The sequence below is a fragment of the Roseomonas sp. TS2 genome (assembly GCF_058833935.1).
Map to the genome: position 1 here is coordinate 1 of NZ_JCACVY010000032.1, position 23,450 is coordinate 23,450.

21 protein-coding genes and 1 pseudogene are annotated in these 23,450 nt (G+C 66.1%); 14 read left to right on the plus strand and 8 right to left on the minus strand.

The features are described from left to right. Together ACZJYS_RS07910 and ACZJYS_RS07915 are read left to right on the plus strand one after the other, a co-directional pair. On the plus strand, positions 1–641 hold a 641-nt coding region (locus ACZJYS_RS07910), incomplete at its 5' end, for a zinc-binding dehydrogenase (RefSeq protein ID WP_493177009.1). Next, positions 638–1,624: a Gfo/Idh/MocA family protein gene (locus tag ACZJYS_RS07915; protein WP_493177011.1), complete on the plus strand. Its 987-nt coding sequence runs from the start codon at positions 638–640 to the stop codon at positions 1,622–1,624. The genes ACZJYS_RS07910 and ACZJYS_RS07915, both read left to right, overlap by 4 nt. A 46-nt stretch (positions 1,625–1,670) precedes the next feature. Here ACZJYS_RS07915 and ACZJYS_RS07920 read toward each other — a convergent pair whose 3' ends face one another. The 4 genes from ACZJYS_RS07920 to ACZJYS_RS07935 are packed head-to-tail and all read right to left on the minus strand — an operon-like array spanning position 1,671 to position 5,010. Then, a complete protein-coding gene (locus tag ACZJYS_RS07920; protein ID WP_493177012.1) occupies positions 1,671–2,558 on the minus strand; it encodes a beta-xylosidase in 888 nt (295 codons plus the stop codon). After that, complete coding sequence (locus tag ACZJYS_RS07925) at positions 2,558–3,307, minus strand: TIGR04290 family methyltransferase (RefSeq protein ID WP_379632526.1); 750 nt, start codon at positions 3,305–3,307, stop codon at positions 2,558–2,560. Before ACZJYS_RS07925 ends, ACZJYS_RS07920 begins: the two co-directional genes overlap by 1 nt. After that, entirely contained in the window at positions 3,304–3,918 is a 615-nt protein-coding gene (locus ACZJYS_RS07930) for a histidine phosphatase family protein (RefSeq protein WP_493177014.1), read from the minus strand. The genes ACZJYS_RS07925 and ACZJYS_RS07930 overlap by 4 nt, the downstream gene beginning before the upstream one ends. Positions 3,919–3,927: 9 nt before the next feature. Further along, positions 3,928–5,010, minus strand: a complete 1,083-nt coding sequence (locus ACZJYS_RS07935; protein ID WP_493177016.1) for an inositol-3-phosphate synthase — start codon at positions 5,008–5,010, stop codon at positions 3,928–3,930. Between the two features lie 354 nt (positions 5,011–5,364). Between ACZJYS_RS07935 and ACZJYS_RS07940 the strand changes: the two genes are divergently transcribed. Genes ACZJYS_RS07940 through ACZJYS_RS07970 form a run of 7 tightly spaced genes read left to right on the plus strand, consistent with a single transcriptional unit; the run spans position 5,365 to position 13,032 of the window. Next, on the plus strand, positions 5,365–6,480 hold the full coding sequence (locus ACZJYS_RS07940) for an NAD-dependent epimerase/dehydratase family protein (protein ID WP_493177018.1): 1,116 nt from the start codon (positions 5,365–5,367) through the stop codon (positions 6,478–6,480). After that, positions 6,477–7,580 carry an SDR family NAD(P)-dependent oxidoreductase gene (locus ACZJYS_RS07945; protein WP_493177020.1) on the plus strand — a complete coding sequence of 368 codons (1,104 nt, stop codon included), beginning with the start codon at positions 6,477–6,479 and terminating at the stop codon, positions 7,578–7,580. Before ACZJYS_RS07940 ends, ACZJYS_RS07945 begins: the two co-directional genes overlap by 4 nt. Next, positions 7,577–8,695, plus strand: a complete 1,119-nt coding sequence (locus ACZJYS_RS07950) for a glycosyltransferase family 4 protein (protein WP_493177022.1) — start codon at positions 7,577–7,579, stop codon at positions 8,693–8,695. The genes ACZJYS_RS07945 and ACZJYS_RS07950 overlap by 4 nt, the downstream gene beginning before the upstream one ends. After that, positions 8,692–9,822: a CgeB family protein gene (locus ACZJYS_RS07955; RefSeq protein WP_493177023.1), complete on the plus strand. Its 1,131-nt coding sequence runs from the start codon at positions 8,692–8,694 to the stop codon at positions 9,820–9,822. Before ACZJYS_RS07950 ends, ACZJYS_RS07955 begins: the two co-directional genes overlap by 4 nt. Next, positions 9,819–10,904: a CgeB family protein gene (locus tag ACZJYS_RS07960; RefSeq protein WP_493177024.1), complete on the plus strand. Its 1,086-nt coding sequence runs from the start codon at positions 9,819–9,821 to the stop codon at positions 10,902–10,904. The genes ACZJYS_RS07955 and ACZJYS_RS07960 overlap by 4 nt, the downstream gene beginning before the upstream one ends. Continuing rightward, on the plus strand, positions 10,901–12,013 hold the full coding sequence (locus ACZJYS_RS07965; RefSeq protein ID WP_493177025.1) for a CgeB family protein: 1,113 nt from the start codon (positions 10,901–10,903) through the stop codon (positions 12,011–12,013). The genes ACZJYS_RS07960 and ACZJYS_RS07965 overlap by 4 nt, the downstream gene beginning before the upstream one ends. Beyond that, positions 12,010–13,032, plus strand: a complete 1,023-nt coding sequence (locus tag ACZJYS_RS07970) for a UDP-glucuronic acid decarboxylase family protein (protein WP_379632514.1) — start codon at positions 12,010–12,012, stop codon at positions 13,030–13,032. Before ACZJYS_RS07965 ends, ACZJYS_RS07970 begins: the two co-directional genes overlap by 4 nt. 36 nt (positions 13,033–13,068) lie before the next feature. Here ACZJYS_RS07970 and ACZJYS_RS07975 read toward each other — a convergent pair whose 3' ends face one another. Both ACZJYS_RS07975 and ACZJYS_RS07980 read right to left on the minus strand, forming a co-directional pair. Then, entirely contained in the window at positions 13,069–14,691 is a 1,623-nt protein-coding gene (locus ACZJYS_RS07975; RefSeq protein WP_493177027.1) for an ABC-F family ATP-binding cassette domain-containing protein, read from the minus strand. A gap of 301 nt (positions 14,692–14,992) precedes the next feature. Beyond that, the gene (locus ACZJYS_RS07980) at positions 14,993–15,832 is read right to left on the minus strand and encodes a WcbI family polysaccharide biosynthesis putative acetyltransferase (RefSeq protein WP_493177029.1); all 840 of its coding nucleotides are present in this window, start codon (positions 15,830–15,832) and stop codon (positions 14,993–14,995) included. Positions 15,833–16,205: 373 nt separating this feature from the next. Here ACZJYS_RS07980 and ACZJYS_RS07985 point away from each other — a divergent pair, with 373 nt between their 5' ends. The 4 genes from ACZJYS_RS07985 to ACZJYS_RS08000 are packed head-to-tail and all read left to right on the plus strand — an operon-like array spanning position 16,206 to position 21,220. Next, positions 16,206–17,528 carry a hypothetical protein gene (locus ACZJYS_RS07985; RefSeq protein WP_493177031.1) on the plus strand — a complete coding sequence of 441 codons (1,323 nt, stop codon included), beginning with the start codon at positions 16,206–16,208 and terminating at the stop codon, positions 17,526–17,528. After that, positions 17,525–19,012, plus strand: a complete 1,488-nt coding sequence (locus tag ACZJYS_RS07990) for a glycosyltransferase family 4 protein (protein ID WP_493177033.1) — start codon at positions 17,525–17,527, stop codon at positions 19,010–19,012. Before ACZJYS_RS07985 ends, ACZJYS_RS07990 begins: the two co-directional genes overlap by 4 nt. After that, entirely contained in the window at positions 19,009–20,064 is a 1,056-nt protein-coding gene (locus ACZJYS_RS07995; RefSeq protein ID WP_493177035.1) for a hypothetical protein, read from the plus strand. Before ACZJYS_RS07990 ends, ACZJYS_RS07995 begins: the two co-directional genes overlap by 4 nt. A gap of 7 nt (positions 20,065–20,071) precedes the next feature. Continuing rightward, positions 20,072–21,220 carry a glycosyltransferase gene (locus ACZJYS_RS08000; RefSeq protein WP_493177036.1) on the plus strand — a complete coding sequence of 383 codons (1,149 nt, stop codon included), beginning with the start codon at positions 20,072–20,074 and terminating at the stop codon, positions 21,218–21,220. Between the two features lie 44 nt (positions 21,221–21,264). Here the strand turns inward: ACZJYS_RS08000 and ACZJYS_RS08005 are convergent. Next, positions 21,265–21,393, minus strand: a pseudogene (locus ACZJYS_RS08005) (IS5-like element ISRso1 family transposase); the annotation flags it as partial. A 61-nt stretch (positions 21,394–21,454) separates the two neighbouring features. On the opposite strand from ACZJYS_RS08005, the gene ACZJYS_RS08010 reads away from it, so the two are divergent. Then, the gene (locus ACZJYS_RS08010) at positions 21,455–22,672 is read left to right on the plus strand and encodes a polysaccharide pyruvyl transferase family protein (RefSeq protein WP_493177038.1); all 1,218 of its coding nucleotides are present in this window, start codon (positions 21,455–21,457) and stop codon (positions 22,670–22,672) included. A gap of 458 nt (positions 22,673–23,130) precedes the next feature. Here ACZJYS_RS08010 and ACZJYS_RS08015 read toward each other — a convergent pair whose 3' ends face one another. Further along, positions 23,131–23,322 (minus strand): hypothetical protein, encoded by a 192-nt coding sequence (locus tag ACZJYS_RS08015; protein ID WP_493177040.1) that lies wholly within the window; start codon positions 23,320–23,322, stop codon positions 23,131–23,133. Between the last annotated feature and the right edge of the window lie 128 nt (positions 23,323–23,450).

Below are 23,450 nucleotides of genomic sequence, written 5' to 3' on the forward strand. Positions count from 1 at the left end.
GCCAGCCCTTCCTCGGCGAGCCGCTGGGCTGCGCCATGAACATCTTCCGCCGCGCCGGCATCGAGGCGGGGCAGACCGTCGCCATCATCGGCATCGGCTTCCTGGGCGCCATCCTGACACGGCTGGCGACGCAGGCGGGGGCACGGGTCATCGCCATCTCGCGCCGCGCCTCCTCGCTGGACCTGGCGCGGCGCATGGGCGCGGCCGAGACCATCCCGCTGGAGGACCACCACGGCATCATCGCGCAGGTGAAGGCGCTGACGGAGGGCCGCTTCTGCGAGCGGGTGATCGAGGCCGTCGGCAAGCAGTGGCCGCTGGACCTGGCCGGCGAGCTGACGGCCGAGCGCGGCCGGCTGGTCGTCGCCGGCTACCACCAGGACGGGCCGCGGCAGGTCAACATGTGGCTGTGGAACTGGCGCGGCATCGACGTGATCAACGCGCATGAGCGGGACCCCGAGATCTACATGGCGGGCATGCGGGAGGCGCTGGAGGCGGTGGCATCGGGCCGGCTGGACCCGGCGCCGCTCTACACCCACCGCTTCCCGCTCGACCGCCTGGCCGAGGCGCTGGACGCCACGCGGGACAGGCCGGACGGCTTCCTCAAGGCCGTGGTGACCATGCCGGAGGGAACGGCGCCATGAGCCGCCCGCGCATCGGCTTCCTCGGCATCGGCTGGATCGGCCGGCACCGCATGCAGGCCATCGCGGAGACCGGCCTGGCCGAGATCGCCGCCATCGCCGACCCCAGCCCCGCCATGCTGGAGGAGGCCACGCGGCTGGCCCCCGGCGCCCGCCGCGCCGGCGGGCTGGAGGAACTCCTGGCGCAGGAGCTCGACGGGCTGGTGATCGCCACCCCCAGCGCCCTGCACGCCGAGCAATCGGCCCAGGCCCTGCGGCGCGGCGTGGCGGTGTTCTGCCAGAAGCCGCTCGGCCGCACCGCGCCCGAGGTGCAGGCGGTGGTGGACGCCGCCAGGGCCGCCGACCGGCTGCTGGCGGTGGACCTGTCCTACCGCTTCACCGAGGGGATGCGGCGCATCCGCGAACTGGTGCAATCCGGCGGGCTCGGCCGCATCCACGCCGTCGATCTGGTGTTCCACAACGCCTATGGCCCGGACAAGCCCTGGTTCTACGACCCCGCCCAGTCGGGCGGCGGCTGCGTCATGGACCTGGGCGTGCATCTGGTGGATCTGGCGTTGTGGACGCTGGGCTTCCCGGCGGTCGGGGCGGTGTCGGGCACGCTGTTCGCGGGCGGCGAGCGGCTCGGCGCGCGGCCCGGCCGGGTCGAGGACTACGCCACGGCGCAGATCGACCTGCGGGACGGCACGGCGCTGCGCCTGGCCTGCTCCTGGCGGCTGCAGGCCGGCTGCGACGCGATGATCTCGGCGGCCTTCTACGGCACCGAGGGCGGCGCGGCGCTGCGCAACGTCAATGGCTCCTTCTACGACTTCACCGCCGAGCGCTACCGCGGCACGGCGCGCGAGGTGCTGGCCGCGCCGCCCGACGCATGGGGCGGCCGCGCCGCGGCGGACTGGGCGCGCCGCCTGGCTGCGGGGGAGCGCTACGATCCGGCGGTGGAGCGGATCACCGACGTTGCGCGGGTGCTGGACGGCATCTACGGGCGGTAGGGGAGGAAGGCCGGGGGGCAGCCAGCCCCCGGCCCCGGGCCGGCGCTCAGCCGGCGTAGCGCCGCACCATGCTGGCGCAGAACTCGGCGAACTCCTCCTTCACCTGCGGCGGGCTGGTGTGGTGCGGCGCGATGCCGCGATGCTCCGGCGTGAAGCAGAAGGTGGCAGTCACCTGGAAGTCGCGCAGCGCCTCCATCTGCTGGTCGAACCAGGCCAGCGCGTCGGGGCGGAAGCTGTCGGCCCAGGACAGTCCGGTGCGCAGATGCGTCACGCCCAGGCGCTTCAGCCAGGTGACCGCATCGTCCAGCCGGTGATCCTGGTAGTGGAACCACTGGCAGATGCCGAGATGCGGCGTGTGCTTCTCGAACTCCTCCATCGCCAGCTTCGGCGTGCCGTCCTCGCGCAGCAGGCCCATGTGGAAGTGCCGGTAGTAGGAGGAGCCCTCGGCCTCGCGGTGGCGCGTGGTGGCCTCCCAATGGGTCGGCAGGTCGTACAGGCTGTACCAGTGGATGCGCGGCGCCTGCCCGATCAGCAGCTCCGCCGTGCGCTGCAGGCCCCAGAGCTGCACCTCCTCCGCGCCGAAGGTGGAGACGCCGACCTCCGACACCCACACGGGCAGGTGCGTGACCGCCTGGATCTCCTTCAGCTTCGCCGGCCACTCATGGATCAGCCAGTTGTTCCAGTCGAGCGGGAAGCCGTGCACCGCGACCGCCTCCACCTCGTCCAGCACGCCGCGCTGCTGCATCTTCATGATGAACACCGGGTCGATCGGCGACATGCCGCCCAGCACGCGCGGCAGCAAGGAATGCTCGGCGCGGATGGCCTGGCCGGCGAGCCGCGCCGTCTCGGCGAACATCACCCAATCCGGGTCGAGCTCCGGGTCCCAGTGGGACTTGTTGTTGGGCTCGTTCCAGATCATCACGGATTCAAGCATCAGCGCACGCCTCTTGCGGGGTAGACGGCGGCCGAGCCGTAGGGCAGCGCGGCGGGCCGACAGAGATAGATCTCACGGTCCGGATTCTGCAGGATCTCGAACCCGGCGTTGCGCAGCATGGCCTCGGCGCCGGCGCGGTTGGGGATCCACCAGTTGGTGACATCGCCGGCATAGCGGTGCTCGATGAAGTGCAGCCTGGGCCAGCCGGGGCGGGCGAACTGCTCCTCCGCCGCGAAGGGATAGTCCTCCTGCGCCGGCTCCACCTCGCGCGGGCCGCGCTGCATGCTCTGGAACACCAGCAGGTCGCCCACCACGTGCTCGCGCAGCAGGTCCAGCGCCAGCAGCGGGTGCCGCAGGTGGTAGAGCACGCCCATGAACAGCACCACGTCGAAACGCTCGCCCAGCGCGCCGACATCGTAGACCGACAACTCGCGGTATTCGATGTCGAGGCCGAGCACGCGGGCCGCGAAGCGCGCCTGGTCCAGGTAGCGCGGATCGGAATCGACGCCGAGCACGCGCGCGGCGCCGCGCCGCTTCATCTCGATGGAGAAGAAGCCGGCGTTGCAGCCGATGTCGAGCACCGACTTGCCGCTGAGATCCTGCGGCAGGGCGTGGCCGAAATACTGCCAGACGGATGCGGGATAGTCGCCGAGGGCATGCTCCGGCGCGGTCTGCACGCCGTGCAGGGTGAGATTGTGGAACCAGGGGCCGAGCTTCGCGGCCTCTTCGCGGATCCTGTCAGGGGTCATGCCGCCTCCATTCGGGAAAAGGGCTGCTCGTTCAGGCCCAGCACCTTGCCGCCACCCTCCCAGACAGCCAGCGTGCTGACCGAGGCGGGCGCGATGTCGAAGCGCTCATAGCCCTGCAACGGCAGCCCGAGGAAATGGCACAGCGCCGCCTTGATGACGTCGCCATGGCTGACGAGGGCGATGCGGCCCTCCGGGTGGCGCTGCCGCGCGGCGCCGATCCAGCCCAGCATGCGGCGCTGCACCGCCTGCATGGACTCGCCGCCCGGCGCCGCCGCCGCGTCGCGCGCGCTGTTCCAGTGATGCCAGCGCGGGTCGTCCTGCAACGCGCCGAAGCGGCGGCCCGTCCAGTCGCCGAAATCGATCTCGGCCAGCGCCTCCTCGGCCTGCGGGCACAGGCCCAGCGCCGCGCCGACCGGTGCTGCGGTCTCGCGGCAGCGCTGGACGGGGCTGGTGTGCAGCGCCACGATCGCCTCGCCGCGCAGCCGCGCCGCCAGGGCCGCGGCCTGCGCCCGCCCGGTGGCGCCCAGCGCGACCCCCGGCATGCGCCCGCACAGCGTGTCCGCGACGCGGTCATGCGCGGCGTGGCGCAGCAGGAACAGCGTCAGCGCCATGCCGCGCGGTCAGTCCAGCCCCTGGATGAAGCGCAGCGTGCGCTCGCGCGCCTCATGGTCGGTGTACTGCTTGGGCGGCGACTTCATGAAGTAGCTTGAGGGCGCCGTCAGCGCGCCGGACAGGCCGCGGTCCAGCGCGATACGCGCGCAACGCACCGCGTCGATCACGATGCCGGCGGAGTTGGGCGAATCCCACACCTCCAGCTTCAACTCCAGGCTCAGCGGCACGCCGCCGAAGGCGGTGCCCTCGAGCCGGATATGCGCCCATTTGCGGTCCTCCAGCCATGGCACGTAGTCGCTGGGGCCGACATGCACGTCGTTGGCCGGCAGCGGCACGTCGAACTGGCTGGTGACGGCCTGGGTCTTGGAGATCTTCTTCGATTCCAGCCGCTCCCGCTCCAGCATGTTCTGGAAGTCGGAATTGCCGCCGAAATTCAACTGGTAGGTGCGGTCGAGCCGCACGCCGCGCTCGCGGAACAGGTTGGCGAGCACGCGGTGCACGATGGTGGCGCCGACCTGGCTCTTGATGTCGTCGCCGATGATCGGCAGGCCGCGCTCCTCGAAGCGCTTCTGCCAGCGCGCATCCGAGGCGATGAAGACGGGGATGCAGTTGACGAAGGCGCAGCCCGCCTCCAGCGCCCGCTCCGCATACCATTCGCTCGCCTGCTGCGAGCCGACCGGCAGGTAGGACACGAGAACTTGCGTGCCGCTGCGGCGGATGATGTCGGCGACATCGGCGGCCGGCGCCTGCGATTCCTCGAAGGAGCCGCGCACGTAGCGGCCGAGGCCATCCAGGGTCGGGCCGCGCTCCACCTTCACCCCGGTGGGGGCGGGCCTGGAAAAGAGGCGCGTGTTGTTGGGGGCGGCCAGCACCGCATCGGCGACATCGCGGCCCACCTTGGCGGCGTTGACGTCGAAGGCGCAGCTCACCTCCACGTCGCGCACATGGTAGCCGCCCAGATCGGCATGCATCAGCCCGGGGATCGGCTCGTTCACATCGGCGTCGCGGTAGTAGGAGAGCCCCTGCACGAAAGAGGAGGCGCAGTTGCCGACACCGACGATGCCGACACGAAGAGACCTGGATGCCGACACGAATCCTCCTTGCTTCAACGATGCCGCCCGCTTCCGGAGATGCTCCGGGCAGGCGTCCGGCCACGCCGCTCAGGCTAGAACGTCACAGCGCATGGTGGCCACAACTCCGCACCAGCTTCTTTGTTCCTTCGGCTGCATGACATCTTTGTGATCCTGCGGCGCAGGACGGAGGCGCGCTGCAACCCTTGTGGATAGAAGGGTTTGGGCCTCCAGTCAGGGCATTCCAAGCCTCATCATGGCGGCGACGGAATCGGGAACCTGGCCGTAGCGGGGCGGTTCAGCTTCTACATCATCTTCTTTGTTCCTGCGGATGCGCGGAACGCTTCGTGGCCTCGACGCAGGGGGATTGCCAGAGTGCAAGAGACTGTTCTGATCACCGGCGGAGGTGGTTTCATCGGCTGCCATCTGGCGCGCCGCCTGCTCCGCCAGGGCTATCACGTGCGGGTGCTGGACAGCCTGATCGAGCAGGTGCACGGCGAGCGCAGCCGGCCCGACCTGCTGGAGCCGGACGCCGAGTTCCAGCATGGCGACGTGCGCGATCCGGACGCGGTGCGGCGGGCCCTGCGCGGCGCGGACCGCGTGGTGCATCTCGCGGCCGAGGTCGGCGTCGGCCAGAGCATGTACGCGGTGGACCGCTACGTCTCGGTGAACGATTTCGGCACCGCGGTGCTGTTCCAGCAGTTGATCGACGCGCCGGTGAAGCGCGTGGTGGTCGCCTCCTCCATGAGCATCTATGGCGAGGGGCTGTATGAGGACGCCGACGGCGTGCTGCACGAGGATGTGCGGCGCACGCCGCGCCGCGGCCCCGACGCCCCCTGGGACCCTCTGGACGCGCAGGGCCGCCCGCTGCGGCCGGTGCCGACGCCGGAAAGCAAGCGCCCGGCGCTGGCTTCGGTCTACGCCATCTCCAAGCACACGCAGGAATGCCTGACCCTGACGCTGGCGCCGGCCTACGGCATGGAAGGCGTGGCGCTGCGGCTATGGAACGCCTACGGCCCGGGCCAGGCGCTCTCCAACCCCTATACCGGCGTGCTGGCGATCTTCGCCTCCCGCCTGCACAACGGCCAGCCGCCGGTGATCTTCGAGGATGGCCTGCAGCGGCGCGACTTCGTGCATGTCGAGGATGTGGCGCGCGCCTTCCACCTGGCGCTGGAGCGGCCGGAAGCCGCCAACCAGGTCTACAACGTCGCGAGCGGGCATGACCGCACCGTGACGGAGGTGGCGCAGGCGCTGGCGGCGGCGATGGGCAAGCCGCATCTGGCGCCCGAGATCACCGGCAAGACGCGCAGCGGCGACATCCGCCACAACATCGCCGACATCGGCAAGATCCAGAGGGAGCTGGGGTTCGGCGTGGAGCGCGACTTCCAGGCCGATCTCGCGGAACTCGCCGAGTGGGTGGCGCGGCAGCAGGCGGAGGACCGGGTGCAGCAGGCCCGCAGCGAGCTCGAGACCCGGGGGCTGGTGGCGTGAGCGGGCCGGGTCCGCTCGCCGCGCCGGCGCTGCGGCCAGGGGAGCGGAGGAAGCCGGTGCTGGTCACCGGCGGCGCCGGCTTCATCGGCTCCAACCTGGCCGACCGCCTGCTGCGCGACGGGCATGAGGTGCTGGTGTTCGATGCGCTGGCCCGGCCCGGCGTCGCGGCCAACCTGGAATGGCTGCGGCAGCAGCATGGCGCGCGGATGATCCCGGTGATCGCCGACCTGCGCGACGACGCCGCCGTGCAGGCGGCGGCGCAGGACGCGCAGGCGGTGTTCCACCTCGCCGCGCAGGTGGCGGTGACCACCAGCCTCGCCGACCCGCGCGAGGATTTCGACGTCAACCTGCGCGGCACCTTCACCCTGCTGGAGGCGCTGCGCCGGCGCGGCGAGGCGGTGCCGCTGGTCTTCGCCAGCACCAACAAGGTGTACGGCAACCTGCCCGACATCGCGCTGGAACGGATCGGCGACGCGTATGTGCCGGCCGATCCGGCGATCCGCGCCACCGGCATCGGCGAGCAGCGCCCGCTCGACTTCCACACGCCCTATGGCTGCTCGAAGGGCGCGGCGGAGCAGTATGTGCTGGACTATGCCCGCTCCTTCGGCCTGCCCACCGCCGTGCTGCGCATGAGCTGCATCTATGGCGAGCGGCAGATGGGCACGGAGGACCAGGGCTGGGTGGCGCATTTCCTGATCCGCGCCCTGCGGCGGGAGCCGATCACCATCTTCGGCGATGGCTGCCAGGTGCGCGACCTGCTGCAGGTGCAGGATGCGGTGGATGCCTACATCGCCGCCTGGCGGCGGATCGGACAGGTGCAGGGCCAGGCCTTCAACCTGGGCGGCGGGCCGGGCAACGCGGTCAGCCTGCGGCAGGTGATCGCCGCCATCGAGGCGGAGATCGGCCATCCGGTGGAGACCGTCTATGGCGACTGGCGCGCCGGCGACCAGCGCTACTACGTGTCCGACACGCGGCGGGTGCGGGAGCAGCTGGCGCTGGGCGAGCCGACGCCCTGGCAGCGCGGCATCGCCGCCCTGGCGCGCTGGCTGGACAGCCGGCAGGGCAGCACGGCGCTGGACGTGGTGGGCGCCGCGCCGTGAGGCTGGCTGCCCGGCCCCTCCACATCCTGGTGACCGCGGATGCCGTGGGCGGGGTTTGGTCCTACGCCATGGCCCTGTGCCGCGGCCTGCTGGCGCGCCGGATGCAGGTGACGCTGGCGGTGCTGGGCCCCGCGCCCGGCGCCGCGCAGCGGCTGGAAGCGGCGGCCCTCCCCGGGCTGCGCCTGCTCGAGACCGGGCTGCCGCTCGACTGGATGGCGCCCGACGCCGCGGCGGTGCAGGAGAGCGGGCGGCGGCTCGCGGCGCTGGTGCGGGAGAGCGGCGCGGGCCTGCTGCACCTCAACAGCCCAGCCCTCGCGGCCGGCAACCGCTTCCCCGTGCCGGTGCTGGCCTTCTGCCATTCCTGCCTGGCGAGCTGGTGGGCGGCGGTGAAGCCCGGCCCGCTGCCGGCCGCCTACGCCTGGCACCGCGACCTGCTGGCGCAGGGCTACCACGCGGCGGACCTCCTGGCGGCCCCCAGCGCGGCCTTCGCCACGGCGACCCAGGCGCTCTACGGCCTGCCGGAGCGGCCGCGGCTGGTCCATAACGGCATTCCTCCGTGGGCGGTGCCGCACGCCCCCGCCGCCCTGCCCTTCGCCTTCACCGCAGGGCGGCTGTGGGACGAGGGCAAGGACGTCGCCACGCTGGATGCGGCGGCGGCGGAGCTCCCCTTCCCCTTCCTCGCGGCCGGGCCGGTGGCAGGGCCGGGCGGTGCCCGTGTCGCGCTGCGCCACCTGCAAGGCCGGGGCAGCCTCGACCGCGCGGCGATGCAGGGCATCCTGGCGCAGCGCCCTCTCTTCGCCTCGGCGGCGCGCTACGAGCCCTTCGGCCTGGCGGTGCTGGAAGCGGCCCAGGCGGGCTGCCCGCTGGTGCTCTCCGACATCCCGACCTTCCGCGAGATCTGGGGCGGCGCCGCCGACTATGTGCCGCCCGGCGACGCGGCGGGCTTCGCGGCGGCGTTGCGGCGTCTCGCCGCCTCGCCCCGGCTGCGCCGCGCGCGGGGCCAGGCCGCGCGGCTGCGCGCCGCCCGCTACACCGCGGAGGCCATGGTCGCGGCGACGCTGGGCCTCTACTGCGCGCTCGTCCCCGCATCCCAGGCCATGGAGGCGCCGGCATGAAGATCGCCTATCTGACCCACTCCCTGCTGTCCTGCTGGAACCATGGCAACGCGCATTTCCTGCGCGGCGTGCTGCGCGAACTGGTGCTGCATGGCCACGAGGTCTCCGTCTTCGAGCCGAAGGGCAATTGGAGCCTGGAGAACCTGCGCCGCGATGCCGGCGAGGCGGGGCTCGACGCATTCCGCGCCGCCTATCCGGAGCTCGCCTCGCAGAGCTACGACGACGCGGCGGAGATCGAGGACGCGCTGGGCGAGGCCGGTCTGGTCATCGTCCATGAATGGAACGATCCGGCGGTGGTGGCGCGCATCGGCCGGCTACGCGCGCGGGGCGGCCGCTTCCGCCTGCTGTTCCACGACACGCATCACCGCGCGGTCAGCGACCCGGAGGCGATCCGCGCCTTCGACCTCTCCGGCTATGACGGCGTGCTGGCCTTCGGCGAGACGCTGGCGGCCGTCTATCGCCGCTGGGGCTGGGGCGACCGCGTCTGGGTCTGGCACGAGGCGGCCGATTTGCGCCACTTCCATCCACCCGCCGCCGAGGAGCGGCGCGAGGACCTGGTGTGGATCGGCAACTGGGGCGATGGCGAGCGCAGCGCCGAGATCGAGGACTTCCTGCTGCGCCCGGCGCGCGAGGCGCGCCTGCCGCTCGACATCCACGGCGTGCGCTACCCGGAGGAGGCGCGGGCGAAGCTCGCGGAACATGGCGCCCGCTACCGTGGCTGGGTGCCGAATGCCCGCGCGCCGGAGGTGTTCGCGCGCCACCTCGCCACCGTGCATGTGCCGCGCCGCTACTACACGCGGCTGCTCCCCGGCATCCCGACCATCCGTGTCTTCGAGGCGTTGGCCTGCGGCATCCCGCTGCTGAGCGCCCCCTGGGAGGACAGCGAGACGCTGTTCCGCCCCGGCACGGACTACCTCGTCGCCCGCGACGGCGCGGAGATGCGGCGCCACATGGTGGCGATCCGGGAGGATGCGGCGCTGCGCGAATCCCTCGTGGCGCACGGGCTCGAGACCGTGCGCGCCCGGCATGGCTGCGAGCACCGCATGCGCGAACTGCTGGCCATCGCCGACACATTGATGACCTCACCCGAGACGAGGGGGCCCAAGATGATGGGAAACGCCGCATGAGGATCGCCTTCTACGGCTCCAGCCTGCTGTCCTCCTACTGGAACGGCGCGGCCACCTACTACCGCGGCATGCTGCACGAGCTGTCCCGCCATGGCCACGACATCACCTTCTACGAGCCCGACGCCTTCGACCGACAGCAGCACCGCGACATCGAGCCGCCGAACTGGGCGCGCGTTGTGGTCTATCCGGCGACGGAGGAGGCGCTGCGCGGCGTGGTGGCCGAGGCGCGGCAGGCCGATGTGGTGGTCAAGGCCAGCGGCGTCGGCGTGTTCGACAACGAGCTGATCGAGGGCGTCATGGAAGCCGCCCGCCCCGGCGCCATCCGCATCTTCTGGGACGTGGACGCGCCGGCGACCCTGGCCGAGATCACGCCGCAGCCGGACCACCCGCTGCGCCGCACCCTGCCGAAGCTGGATTTCGTGCTGACCTATGGCGGCGGCCCGCCGGTGGTCGCGGCCTATGAGGGGCTCGGCGCGCGGCGTTGCGTGCCAGTCTACAACGCCGTCGATCCCGCCACGCACCACCCGGTGCCAGCCGAGCCGCGCTTCAGGGCGGACCTCTCCTTCCTCGGCAATCGCCTGCCGGACCGCGAGGCGCGGGTGGAGGAGTTCTTCCTGCGCCCCGCCGCGCTGTTGCCGGAGCGCGCCTTCCTGATCGGCGGCAATGGCTGGGAGAGCAAGCCGATGAGCGGCAATGTGCGCCATCTCGGCCATGTCTACACGCGCGAGCACAACGCCTTCAACACCTCGCCCCTGGCGGTGCTGAACATCGCCCGCGACAGCATGGCGCAGACCGGCTGGTCGCCCGCCACCCGCGTCTTCGAGGCCACCGGCGCCGGCGCCTGCCTCATCACCGATGCCTGGGTCGGGCTCGACATGTTCCTGAAGGAGGGCGAGGAGGTGCTGGTGGCGCGCGACGGCCAGGATGTCGCCGACCATGTCGCGGCCCTGACGCCGGAGCGCAGCCAGGCCATCGGCGCGGCGGCGCGGCGCCGTGTCCTTGAATCCCACACCTATGCGCGCCGCGGCGCCGAGGTCGATGCGCTGCTGCGCGCGGCGCTCGCGCGGAAGGACGCCGCATGAGGCTGGTGGTGCTGGGGCTGACCCTGTCCTCCTCCTGGGGCAACGGGCACGCGACCACCTTCCGCGCCCTGCTGCGCGCCTTCGCGCAGCGCGGCCACGCGGTGCTGTTCCTGGAGCGCGACAAGCCCTGGTACGCCGCGCACCGCGACATGCCGGCGCCGGATTTCTGCCGCCTCGAACTCTACCAGGAGCTGGACGATCTGCGCCGCTGGCAGGGCGAGATCGCGGCCGCCGACGCGGTGATGGTCGGCTCCTACGTGCCGGACGGCGTCGCGGTCGGCCGCATCGCGCAGGAGATGGCCCAGGGGATGAAGGACGGCGTCTGCGCCTTCTACGACATCGACACGCCCGTCACCCTGGCCAAGCTGGAGAAGGGTGACGAGGAATACCTCTCGCCCGCGCTGATCACCGGCTACGACCTGTATTGCTCCTTCACCGGCGGCCCGACGCTGGAGCTGCTGATGCGGCGCTACGGCTCGCCGATGGCGCGGGCGCTGTACTGCTCGGTGGATGCGGCGGCCTACCGTCCGGTGGAGACGCCGCGGCGCTGGGACCTCAGCTATCTCGGCACCTACAGCCCCGACCGCCAGCCGGTGCTGGAGCGGCTGCTGCTGGAGCCGGCCCGCCGCGCGCCGCATCTGCGCTTCGCCGTGGCCGGGCCGCAATACCCGGCCGGCATCGATTGGCCGGCCAATGTGGAGCGGCTGGAACACGTGCCGCCCAGCGCGCACCCCGCCTTCTACAGTGCCAGCCGCTACACGCTGAACGTCACCCGCGCCGACATGGTGCGGGCCGGCTTCAGCCCCAGCGTGCGGCTGTTCGAGGCCGCCGCCTGCGGCAGCCCGGTGATCTCCGACCGCTGGAGCGGCATCGAGGACGTGCTCTCCCCCGGCACGGAGATCCTGCTCGCCGATGGCGCGGAGGATGTCCTTCCGGTCCTGCTCGACCCTGACGACACGGCGCGCGACCGCCAGGCCGAGGCCGCGCGCCGCAGGATTCTCGCCGCCCATACGGCGGAGCACCGCGCCGCGCAGCTCGAGGCCCTGCTGCGCGGGGCGAGGCGAGACAGGACGACCCGCCACCAGGCCGATGAAAGAGAAAGCGCATGAGTGCATCCAAGCCACGGAATGTCCTGGTTGCCGGCGGGGCCGGCTTCCTCGGCTCGCATCTGTGCGATGCGCTGATCGCCCAGGGCGCGCATGTGTTCTGTGTGGACAACCTGCTCACCAGCTCGGGGGGCAATCTGCGCCACCTCCGGCGTTCGCCGCGCTTCACCTTCATCGAGGCCGACATCATCGACGAGCTGCCGGCCTCGGCGCTGCCGCGCCGGCTGGACCGCGTGTTCAACCTGGCCTGCGCCGCCTCGCCGCCGCACTACCAGGCGGACCCCGAGCACACCATGATGACCAACGTGCTGGGCACGCGGAACCTGCTGCGCCTGGCCGAGCGGCACGGCGCCCGCTTCCTGCAGGCCTCGACCAGCGAGGTCTACGGCGACCCGGAGGTGCACCCGCAGGTCGAGACCTATTCCGGCAACGTCAACTGCACCGGCCCCCGCGCCTGCTACGACGAGGGCAAGCGCGCTGCCGAGGCGCTGTGCTTCGACTTCGACCGCGCCCGCCGGGCGGAGGTGCGGCTGGTGCGCATCTTCAACACCTATGGCCCGCGCATGCTGCCCGATGACGGCCGCATCGTCTCCAACGTCATCACCCAGGCGCTGGCCGGCGCCGACATCACCATCTACGGCGACGGCAGCCAGACCCGCTCCTTCTGCTATGTCGATGACCTGGTGGACGGGCTGGTGCGGCTGATGGCGCATGACGGGCCGCAGCCCGGCCCGGTCAACCTCGGCAACCCCAACGAGCAGACGGTGCACAAGCTGGTGGAGGATGTCCTGGCGCTGACCGGGCACCGCTCGGCCGTCACCTACCACCCGCTGCCGCAGGACGACCCGCGCCGCCGCAAGCCGGACATCAGCCGGGCGCGGGAGGTGCTGGGCTGGGGCCCCAAAACACCCCTGGCCGACGGGTTGCGCGCGACGCTGGAATGGTTCCGCAAGGCGGAGGCGCCGGCCGGAGCGGTCAGAACGCTGACCCCCGCAGCGATGCCCCTGTCGGCGGCGGATTGAGACCGGGCCGGGGCCGCCCGCCACGCCGGGCGCGGCTCAGTGCCGCAGCCCCGGCGCCTCCTGGCCGGTCCGGGCCACGTATTCCGTGTAGCCGCCGCCATACTGGTGGATGCCCTCCGGCGTCAGCTCCAGCACCCGGTTGGACAGCGCCGCGAGGAAGTGCCGGTCGTGCGAGACGAACAGCATGGTGCCCTCGTACTGCGCGAGGGCTGCGATGAGCATTTCCTTGGTCGCCATGTCGAGATGGTTGGTCGGCTCATCGAGCACCAGGAAGTTCGGCGGGTCGTAGAGCATCCGGGCCATCACCAGCCGCGCCTTCTCGCCGCCTGACAGAACGCGGCACTTCTTCTCCACCTCGTCCCCCGGGAAGCCGAAGCAGCCGGCCAGGGCGCGCAGCGAGCTTTGCGCCGCCAGGGGAAAGGCATCCTCCAGTGCCTGGAAGACGGTGCGGTCGCCATCCAGCAGCTCCATGGCGTGCTGCGCGAAATAGCCCATCTTCACGCTGCCGCCGAGCGCCACCGTTCCCGCATCCGGCTCGGTCGTGCCGGCCACCAGCTTCAGCAGCGTGGACTTGCCGGCGCCGTTGGTGCCGAGCACGCAGCAGCGTTCCTTGCGGCGCACCAGGAAGTCCAGCCCCTCATAGATCACCCTGTCGCCGTAGCGCTTGTGCACGCCGCGCAGGTTGACCACGTCGTCGCCGCTGCGGGGCGCCGGCATGAAGTCGAAGGCCACCGTCTGCCGGCGCTTCGGCGGCTCGACGCGGTCGATCTTCTCCAGCTTCTTGACGCGGCTCTGCACCTGGGCGGCGTGCGAGGCGCGCGCCTTGAAGCGCTCGATGAACTTGATCTCCTTGGCCAGCATGGCCTGCTGGCGCTCGAACTGTGCCTGCTGCTGCTTCTCGTTCAGCGCCCGCTGCTGCTCGTAGAACTCGTAGCTGCCGGAATAGGAGGTCAGGGCGCCGCCATCGATCTCGATGACCTTGTTGACGATGCGGTTCATGAAGGCGCGGTCGTGCGAGGTCATCAGCAGCGCGCCCTCGTAGCCGGCGAGGAACTGCTCCAGCCAGATCAGGCTCTCCAGGTCGAGGTGGTTGCTCGGCTCGTCCAGCAGCATGACGTCGGGGCGCATGAGCAGGATGCGGGCCAGCGCCACGCGCATCTTCCAGCCGCCGGAGAGCGCCCCCACATCGCCATCCATCATGACCTGGCTGAAGCTGAGGCCGGCCAGCACCTCGCGCGCCTGGCCCTCCAGCGCATAGCCGCCGAGGCTCTCAAAGCGCGCCTGCACCTCGCCGAAGCGCTCGATGTTGGCGTCCAACGCGTCCATCTGCTCCGGGTCCGCCAAGGCGGCTTCCAGAGCCGCCAGCTCGGCCGCCACGGCGCTGACGTCGCCGGCGCCGTCCATCACCTCGGACACCGCGCTGCGGCCGGACATCTCCCCCACATCCTGGCTGAAGAAGCCAATGCTGACGCCGCGCTCGACCAGCACCAGCCCCTCATCCGGCGGCTCCTGCCCCGTGATCATGCGGAAAAGGGTGGTCTTGCCCGCGCCGTTGGGGCCCACGAGGCCGATCTTCTCACCCTTCTGGAGGGCCGCGGAGGCCTCGATGAAGAGAAGCTGCTGGCCGTTCTGCTTGCTGATGTTGTCTAGACGGATCATGGGGCCCAGGGCTGAAAGCGGTTCAGGCGCGCTTATGCCACGCCAGCCGCCGCCGAACACCTTCCAGGGCATGGAGACCGCCATGCTGCGGCGGATGGAGCCAAAGGATGGCCGGCCGTACTCCCGGAGGCGACGCCAGAAGGCCGGCCGTTGGCCGGGCAAGCTCCCGGAGAGGTCTGGCCGAACCCGATGGCGGCGATCATCCCCACCCATGGCCATTCGGCCGCCCGCAGCGATGCGCACCGACGCGCCCTTACCTCACCTCGGCTGTCCGCCACGCCGCCTGCCGGTCAAGCTCGGGCTAAAGCGCCGCTCGATAGATACTGTAGAACTTCTGCACGAGCGTTTGTGGATCATAGATGCAGGGAGCACCCACTGTAACGCGCGCCCCCTCGATGGCGTCTATGCTCACACCCTTGTAGAGGCCGCGCCCTGAGAAGCTGAGCTTGTATTTCTGTTCAATCCAATGGAATACGGGCAGATCTATTCTATCGAGATGATAAGGCCAAGTAAGAGCCTTTTCGACATTCAAGGGAACATTGGCGGCTTCAGCGAGGCGTTTCGCCAGCTCAACCAGAACATATGTATGGGGATGGTTCGGCGTGTAGAAGCACTTTGTCTTGTAGATTTCACGTTCGATGAAATCAGACATGGGAATCGAGCAATCTCGTTCCCGGTCACGCAGGTTCTGCAGGGACGCCGCAAATGGATCGGGCGTGCCACACGTGTCCTCGTGCAGGCGCTTTAGCGCCTGGGCCTCGTCCTGGCCTTCTTTCCAAGCCTGCAGAACAGGAGCGAGATGATACTCGTCCAGCGGGCTTTGCAGCTTGCCGCTCGAGTTATAAATATAACGCGTCCCGGGAAAGTAACCATCGAAATACACATTCGGCCAAATCAAAGATTTTCCGGCGTAACGCTCGGTGATCCACCGGCTGCGCAGCCATTCCTGCTTGAATTCATCGGCTGTGCGCTGGAAGAAAATGAATGAAGCCGCATCCAACTTCTCGAGCACATGGTCGCGGTCTGCGTCCGTCAACGTGAAGTTGGGAGCAAGTTTCTCCACAGGGATCGTGCCAGCGATGGCAAAAATTCCCTCGAGGAACTGGGCCTGACAATTACCAACGATGACGATATGACTCAAGCTGCTGATCCAATCCATCCGGCTCGGTGCAGGGCAATGTAAAGAATTTTACTATGGCGGAACTGTAGCTGTCAAGCATGCTTTCGAATTTTTATCGTCTTCAGATGTTTATTATAAGCAGCCTTAATTCTGAAATACGTTCAGTGTTTATTTAAGAAGACCAAGCCTGAGATTGTTATTGCCGCAATGCTGACGCTAGCTTATGCTTCACCGAACAATGCGGCGTGATGTTGGGAATGCTCCCTGCGAATCAGCTCCGGCAAACAGCCATCCAAGCTGTGGCAAGGCCCTGCCCCACTCCGACTTTATCTCCCTCCGGCAATATTGCCTTTCGAGGCGATCTTGCCCCCAAGGATGGTTTTGGCGCACCAGAATGACAGCACCTTCCAGCCCCACGCTTCCTCATCCCAGCCTGCAGCGTGTCACTGCCTTGCCACGCTTCCTGCGCCTCACCTTTGGTGAGGCCTGCAGTATCGCAGGAGATATTGAGGTGCTTGCCCGAGGAATCCCGATCAGTTCGCTTAAGGTGGAGCAGAGTTTTGAGCCGGGACAATTCCTCGATCTTCCGGTGAACAGCTTTCCCAATGTACAGCTTCCGGTGAATTTGTGCATTTGTGTGGGAGAGGAAGAAATCGCAGCACCTCTACTGATCAAGTCTTCTGAGGATGTAATGGCGCTGGTCGGGCAGGGTGAGATCGAGGCGCGAGACCTGTCTCTGGAGGCAGGCCTGTTGCGCGGCACGCTTCATCTGAACGGTAATGCTGTTTCCGTCCCCAACGCATTTGTACGCACCAACGGTGTGGTTATCCGCTCTGTCGTGGTGGAGCCGCCCGTCGGCAAGGATACGGGCGGCGCTTATTGCCGCTTCGCGGTACCCATCCGCCCGTCGGATTTCGTAGAGAGCGGCCTCTCTGTCGATCTTCATGTCAGCGGTATCGATCATCCGCTGGCCAATTTCACCTATGCGCGTGTCGATCCTTCGGCAGAGGCCTCTCGGCTGCTGAAGCTCGAGGAGGAGCTGAGGCAGGCGCAGAAGAAGATTTCAATTCAGACCGAGATGCTGAGCGGCAGTTTCCAGCGCCGCCTGGCTCTGCAACAGGAGAGGGTGGATGCCTTCATCGAGTACGCCACCTCGATCCTCCTCGACAACGTGGCCAATGCCTTCGAGCAGAAGAGCGACCCAGCAAGCTTCCTGTTGGCCTTGAGCGAGGCCCGGGCCAACACGCTCGGCCCGACCGCGGCTAAAGTCGCCGTCAAGGCTATTGATGAAGTCGAGATCGATGTGGATTCGGAGAACTTTGCCTTCGGCTGGTATGACGTCGAGCAAAACGACAAAGGCCCCTTCCGCTGGATGAGCCAGACGGGCTTGCTGAACAACCCTTATCCGCACCTGCCCCTGGCCAAAGTCGATCTCGTGATTACACGCGCCTACGGCGCTGAGGAACCGCTGGTGCGTGCGGTGGTGGATGATGTCGAATTCACCGCCATTACCACCAGCAGGACAGATCAGGCCTTCAACGTGTCCTGGGTACCTCCGCAGAACTCGAGTGCGGTTTTCGGGCAGTCTGTCCGGCTCGAAAGCTTCCATGCCGGCAGCCCGGCAACCTCGGAGGGGACCAATGACACCCGCATTCTCGCGATAGCGGCGACCAAGGCCAAATTTTACTACCGGCAGGACGGAGCCGGCGCGCAATGAGCGAGCGCGCGCTGGCAATCTTTACGCCGATACCCCCTGAACAGAACGGCATTGCGGATTACAGCTACCATTTGATCTCGGCGCTGCAGCCGCTGAAGCCCTGCGCCGTCTATGCGCATCAACCCGACGGCATTCTGCCTGCTGGCGCGGTGATCCGCGATCCAGCCCAAGCTTTCCGTCACATCCGGTCGGGCGACCCCGTCCTGCACCAGATCGGCAACAATCCAGGCCATATTTTCGTCCTGGATGCATTGCGCAAATGGGGTGGCGTGACGACGCTTCACGACCAGAACCTGCATTATCTCTACGAGAGCGCTCAGTCTTCCAGGTCAGTCCTGTCCAATAACATGCTCGCTGGAAACGAGAAGCTCGGGTCGGTGTTCGTCCGACACTGGTTTAAGGAGAACATCAAGACCCTCGCCAACTATGCTCTCTTCGACATGCTGCATGAAGTGCTGACACTGAGCTCGGCCGTCATCGTGCATTCGCGTTTTGCCAAGAACCGCATACGCCTGCTCTATGGCGCGGAACTCGCCGAGCGCGTGCATGTGGTGCCGCACCTGGCGCTGACGCCCGAGAAGGATGAGCACGAAGACCCGCGCCTTGCCTTGAAGATCCCTGCCGGCGTGCCGCTCATCCTGACCTCTGGCTTTGCCACCGCAGCCAAGCGGTTCGACTGGCTTGTACAGGCACTCGACTTAATGGTGGCCGCTGGTGTGGATTTTTTCTGGGTGCATGCCGGCAAAGAACGGCCTGAGGAATATGACCTCTCAGGTATGATCGACCGCTACCCTGAGGTCAAAGCCCGGACCTGGATCAGCGGCTATCTCACTGAGCAGCAGCTCAATTCATGGGTTTCTGCCTGCGATATTCTGGTGAATTTGCGTTTCCCCTCGGTTGGCGAGAGTTCCGGTACGCTGGCCCGGGCCATTGCTGCAGGACGCTGCTGCGTGGTGAACCGTACAGCAGCTTATGCGGAGCTGCCACCCGACGCGGTGATGCACATTCCCATTTCCAACGCTGTGCCCGCACTGGCGGACGGCCTGTCCAGCCTCATCAGGAATCCTGATCTGCGGGCTTCTCTGGGCGAAAAGGCGTTGCGGTGGGCACGCAATGAATGGGCGCCAGAAACCATTGCCCGAAGCTATCTCGACATCATAGCCGCCAGCACCGAACACCGGCCAGCGGCTACCACGCCACCGCAGACCGGCGTGCGGAATTTTGCTTTTCCGTTGACCGCACCAACGCTGCGCGACGATATCGCTGAGCGGCTGCGGGGATTGCGCGGCAGTATGATCATCAGGCTCAATGCAGCCTCGCCCAAAGAGATTGCCGCGATCAGTCTGCAGCGCCCGAATCTGCTGCAGGAGATCCTGCCCAGTGGCTGGCAACTTCACAACGTTGCCGTAGAGGCTGAGCAGCTGCCCGACGAGGTGGGCCTACAGACCGGAGTGGATCTTGTTCTGCAGGGAATGTTCGAATGATGACCCCCGCCAGTTTGCCCCTCGCTCCAGGCCTTTCTGCTGATCTTTCGGTTGCGCCGCGTTTCGCCGCACTCACCCTGGAACTGGTCGATGCGATCGCACCCAATTCTTATCTGCTTGATACGCTTTATCCGCTGTCTCTCTTTCTCCTCTCGGGTGGGAAGGGCGAGCTAGGCCTGTTTCCGGAGAATATCCCCGAAAAAGGAGCTGAGTTCTATGCAGGGTTCCGCCAATATGGCGGGCGGCGCAGTATCCTGCCATTTGCCGAAGCCCTTCCCGCAGCTCGGCGCGCGGCTTTGAGTGATGGCCGTCCGCTGCTCGTGGCGATGCATGCGGACAACAGCGCATCAGCTGCCTCTGCACTCGGCCAATGCTCTGTACAACCTGCCCTGCTGCTGTTGGCAGCCGACCGGCTCTGCGACAGTCAGCCACCACTCTACGCGGTGGGCTACAAGGGGCATTGCGTGGTCAAGTTCGTGCAAGGATCTTACGAAGAGAGCTTCTGTTTCGTCAGCCCGATCATGGATACGGGCCAACTGTCCAGAGCCTTCGAGATCGCTGGAAAATCCGTGTCGGTGGATCTTAAAAGTGCCGCAAGCCTGCATGGCGCTGAGAACGACACCATCATAATCTATCTGCCAGACGATTACGCTGCCTGGTCAAACGCGTCGGTCTCGGCGCTCAGCTTGGTGCATGATGGCGAAGGCACGGTAGAGGGAGATGCCAGCTATTCCTGGCTTTGGGGCACAGGCCGCAACCAGTTACGCATATTGCTCGGCCCGGTCAGCCACCGCTATCGCCGGCTGCGCGTTATCCTGCCCAATACGATATCGGTGACCAATTTGCAGCAGGCTAGACTCCTCCTCAACGGCGAGGTCGTGAAACCCCGCGCTGAAATCTGGTCGGACACATCTGGTGCGCTTTCCATAGACCTTCCGCCCGGCCTGTCAGATCCGCTTGTGCTAGGAATATGGGTGCGTGAAAGTAAAATGGCCGATGATAAGGTGACAAGGCTTTTTGCCTGTGTCGACCGTATCGAACTCAGCGCGTGAGGAGACCATGAGCAAGAATATCCTCGTTGTCTCGCCGGTTCCTAGCTTCCCATCCGATCAAGGCAATGCAGCGCGCATCCTTTCTCTTGCCACGCAGTTGGGCGAGCGGGGCCTGAAGCTCGACTTTTTTTATTATGGCATGGAAGGTCTTACCGCGCAGTCTCGCGAGGAGATGGAGAAGTTCTGGAACGAGTTTCATTTTCTTCCCTCCTTACCGCTGCCGGAGCCCAAATTCGCTCGCCATTGGGGCCTGGATGATTGGTGCCCGGACGCCCTCTGCGCCGCGGTGGCCGAATTGCACGCGCGCAAGCACTACGACGCCGTGCTGGTGAACTATGTGTGGATGTCGAAAGTCCTGGTCGGGCTGGACAACACACTCAAGATTATCGATACGCACGATCTGTTCGGAGATCGCCACAAGATTGCGATTCGTGAAGGAATGGAGCCGCGTTGGTACTTTACCAGCCTTTCCGAGGAAGACCGCGGCTTCAACCGAGCCGATCTCCTGCTTGGCATCCAAGACCGGGAGACAGCAGAAATCGCGTCGCGTGTTGACGTACCGGCGATGGTGATTGGGCACCTGATGCCGCCGCGCTTTCTGATGGAGCCAAGCCACAAGCCGCCCCGCTTTACATTCGGCTATCTCGGGAGCGGCAATCCATGGAACATCCGATCGATCCAGGCATTAGACGATGCTCTTGCATCGGGTCCAGCCATGGACTGGATGCTGGCAGGCAGTATCCTCAAGCAGCCTCTGACGCTGAAGACCTCGCCATATCGCTTTGGCTTCGTGAAAGAGCTAAAAGATTTTTACAACGACGTGCAATGCGTCATCAACCCAATGCTTGGTGGTACAGGCCTGAAGATCAAGACAGTGGAGGCGCTGTCTTACGGTCGGCCTGTCATTGGTACGGTCGATGCCTTCATCGGTCTGCCCGTGCAGCACGAGGCCCATAAGCTACAAAGCGTAGAAGCCTGTGCAGAGATGATGTGCGAGTACACCGAAAATTCGTCGCTCCAGGAAGAAATCGAACTCGCCTCTCGTGCGTTATACTTTTCGTATGCGCTAAACATCAGCCGAGGGATCGATCTACTTGGCCAAGCCATCGAGCGCGGCGTGGCTCTCCAACCGTCACTGGATACGGCCAAGGCATGAGTTCGATTTTGGCCGTCCAAGCGCCCGCTTGAGAATAGTCGTCGATGGGCGATGCGCCTGAGGAGGAGCACGCCCATACCGATGCGGGTCATGGCTTCGGAGACGTCGCAGCGACCTTCGTAATCACGAACCAGGCGGCTCCAGCGGATCATCCAGCCCCTTGTCTGGTTGAGCGGCAAGGCCGCGCCAGCGTAGCGGCACGCAGGCAGGCCGGTCGATGCCGCTCCCGCCGGAATGCGCGACCGCAACCGCGTCCTCACCGCCTGGGCAACCTCAAAACGCCATCATCCATCAAAGCCGCAGGGTTTCTGGAGGTGTCCAGTTGCAGAGCAACGCTTGCGGCTCCTGGAACTCTTCAGCCGCCAATTCGGCTTTCTGCTAATACGAGGGCATGTTATTGATCTTTGCCGTATCGGCACCCATGCAAGCAGAGCAGGAATAATAATTATGAATAAAAAGCGCATTGGCCTAGTCGGATATTTTGGCTACGGAAATTATGGAGATGAATTATTTCTCGATGTCTATCGTAAATTTTTTTACGACTGTGACCTTGTGGTTTTACCAGAAGACCAAAACAATCCCATTTATGGCGCCGATTTTCATAATCGCGAGCAGATAATTGAATCTGTGGATGCAATCATTATTGGCGGCGGCGATCTTTTTATTCCGAAATATTTTGCCGGGAACTATTTCCAAGATATTTTCTTGAAGAAGCCAATCTATTTTCATGGCACCGGTGTCCCGCTGTGGTACGGAGAAGACACAGAAGTCATCGCCAAGATGGCGAAATTTATTCAGCACCCGAATGTTAAGAAAGTTCATGTTCGAGATATTGAAAGTGTAAATTGGCTTCGCGAAAATCTACAGCCAAGCGCTCCAGTAGACTATACTTCTGATATGGTTTTCTCGCTGGATTTTCCTAAAGTGGAGCGCGACCCGAATCAAAAAATATTCGGTGTGATTACGCGCCATGGACCGCCTGGAACCATCCGCTGGGATCGGATTAGCGAACTTTGTGACCGCGCAAAATATTACGGCTACAAAGTGCACAATATTGTCCTTGGCACAGGGATGATTCGGGATGATGATCTGGAATGCCTGAAGGAATGGACCTACGATGACATGGTCACTGTAGATCCCAATGACTTGTTAGAACTCACCAAAGCCATTGGCCGCTGCGATGTAATCGCAAGCACTAAATTCCATGGGTGTGTTGTAGCAACCGCCTACGGTATTCCGACCATCACCATGACAACAACTGATAAGTTCCTGAGTCTCTACAAAGCCATGGAGCGTCGGGACTTGATCAGCCACTTCCTGCATGATGATCTCGTGACCCATCTTTCAAAGTATATGGCACCCATCTCGCAGATTACACGTGAACGTCTACGGAGCGATGCCATCCGTGGCATGGAAAGGCTGAGGCACGCCGTCATGAACGAGATCGACTGATCACCGTCTGTGCCTCAAAGGCGGACGTTCTGATCTCAGAAGAAGCTCCGCTCCATGCGAGGCTGATGTGTGACAGCATGGCATCTCTGAGCAGATGTCTCGTTGATGCAGCCGACAGATGCGCCGCTATCTGTCGGCCAGGTTCTGCTCGGCTCAGGACTTATCGACGAGTCTCTCGCGCTTCGAGGCTGCTGTGCTTCCACGGTTGCCGGAGGTGCTGCGATGGTGGGCCTGTCGTGGCTCACGCAGGCGCAGATCCAGCGGACCCCGCCCTGCTTCCTGCTCTCGCACAGAGTGCCACGCATGGATGACCTGCGGATCGTCAGCGGCATCATCCACGTCATCCGCAATGGCCTTCACCGGCGCGCAGCCTGCTCAAAAGCGGGCTGTTTCCATTTTGTCGGACGGCCTGAGCTCCAAGCCGTACGCCGCCCCTGATGGCCAAGGCCGCCCGCTCATCATGCTGCTCTCCGAAGGGCCGGAGGAGCGACCACACGGGTGCCGCGCTGATGCTGAATGCCCGACCGTCCGCTCACGCCCTGATCGGCGGCAAGGGCTATGACAGCGGTCGCTTCCACCAGGCCCCGGGCGGTCGCGGCATCGAGCCTCGCATTCCATTGCGCCGCGGCCGCAAGCAGCGCATCGCGCATGACAGCACGCTCCACCGCATCGAGACCATGCTCAGCAAGTCAAGGACTGGCGCCGCATCGCCACGCTCCATGACCGCCTCGCCAGGAACTTCCTCTCCGCCATCGCGGTCGTAGCGTCCTCCGGTTCC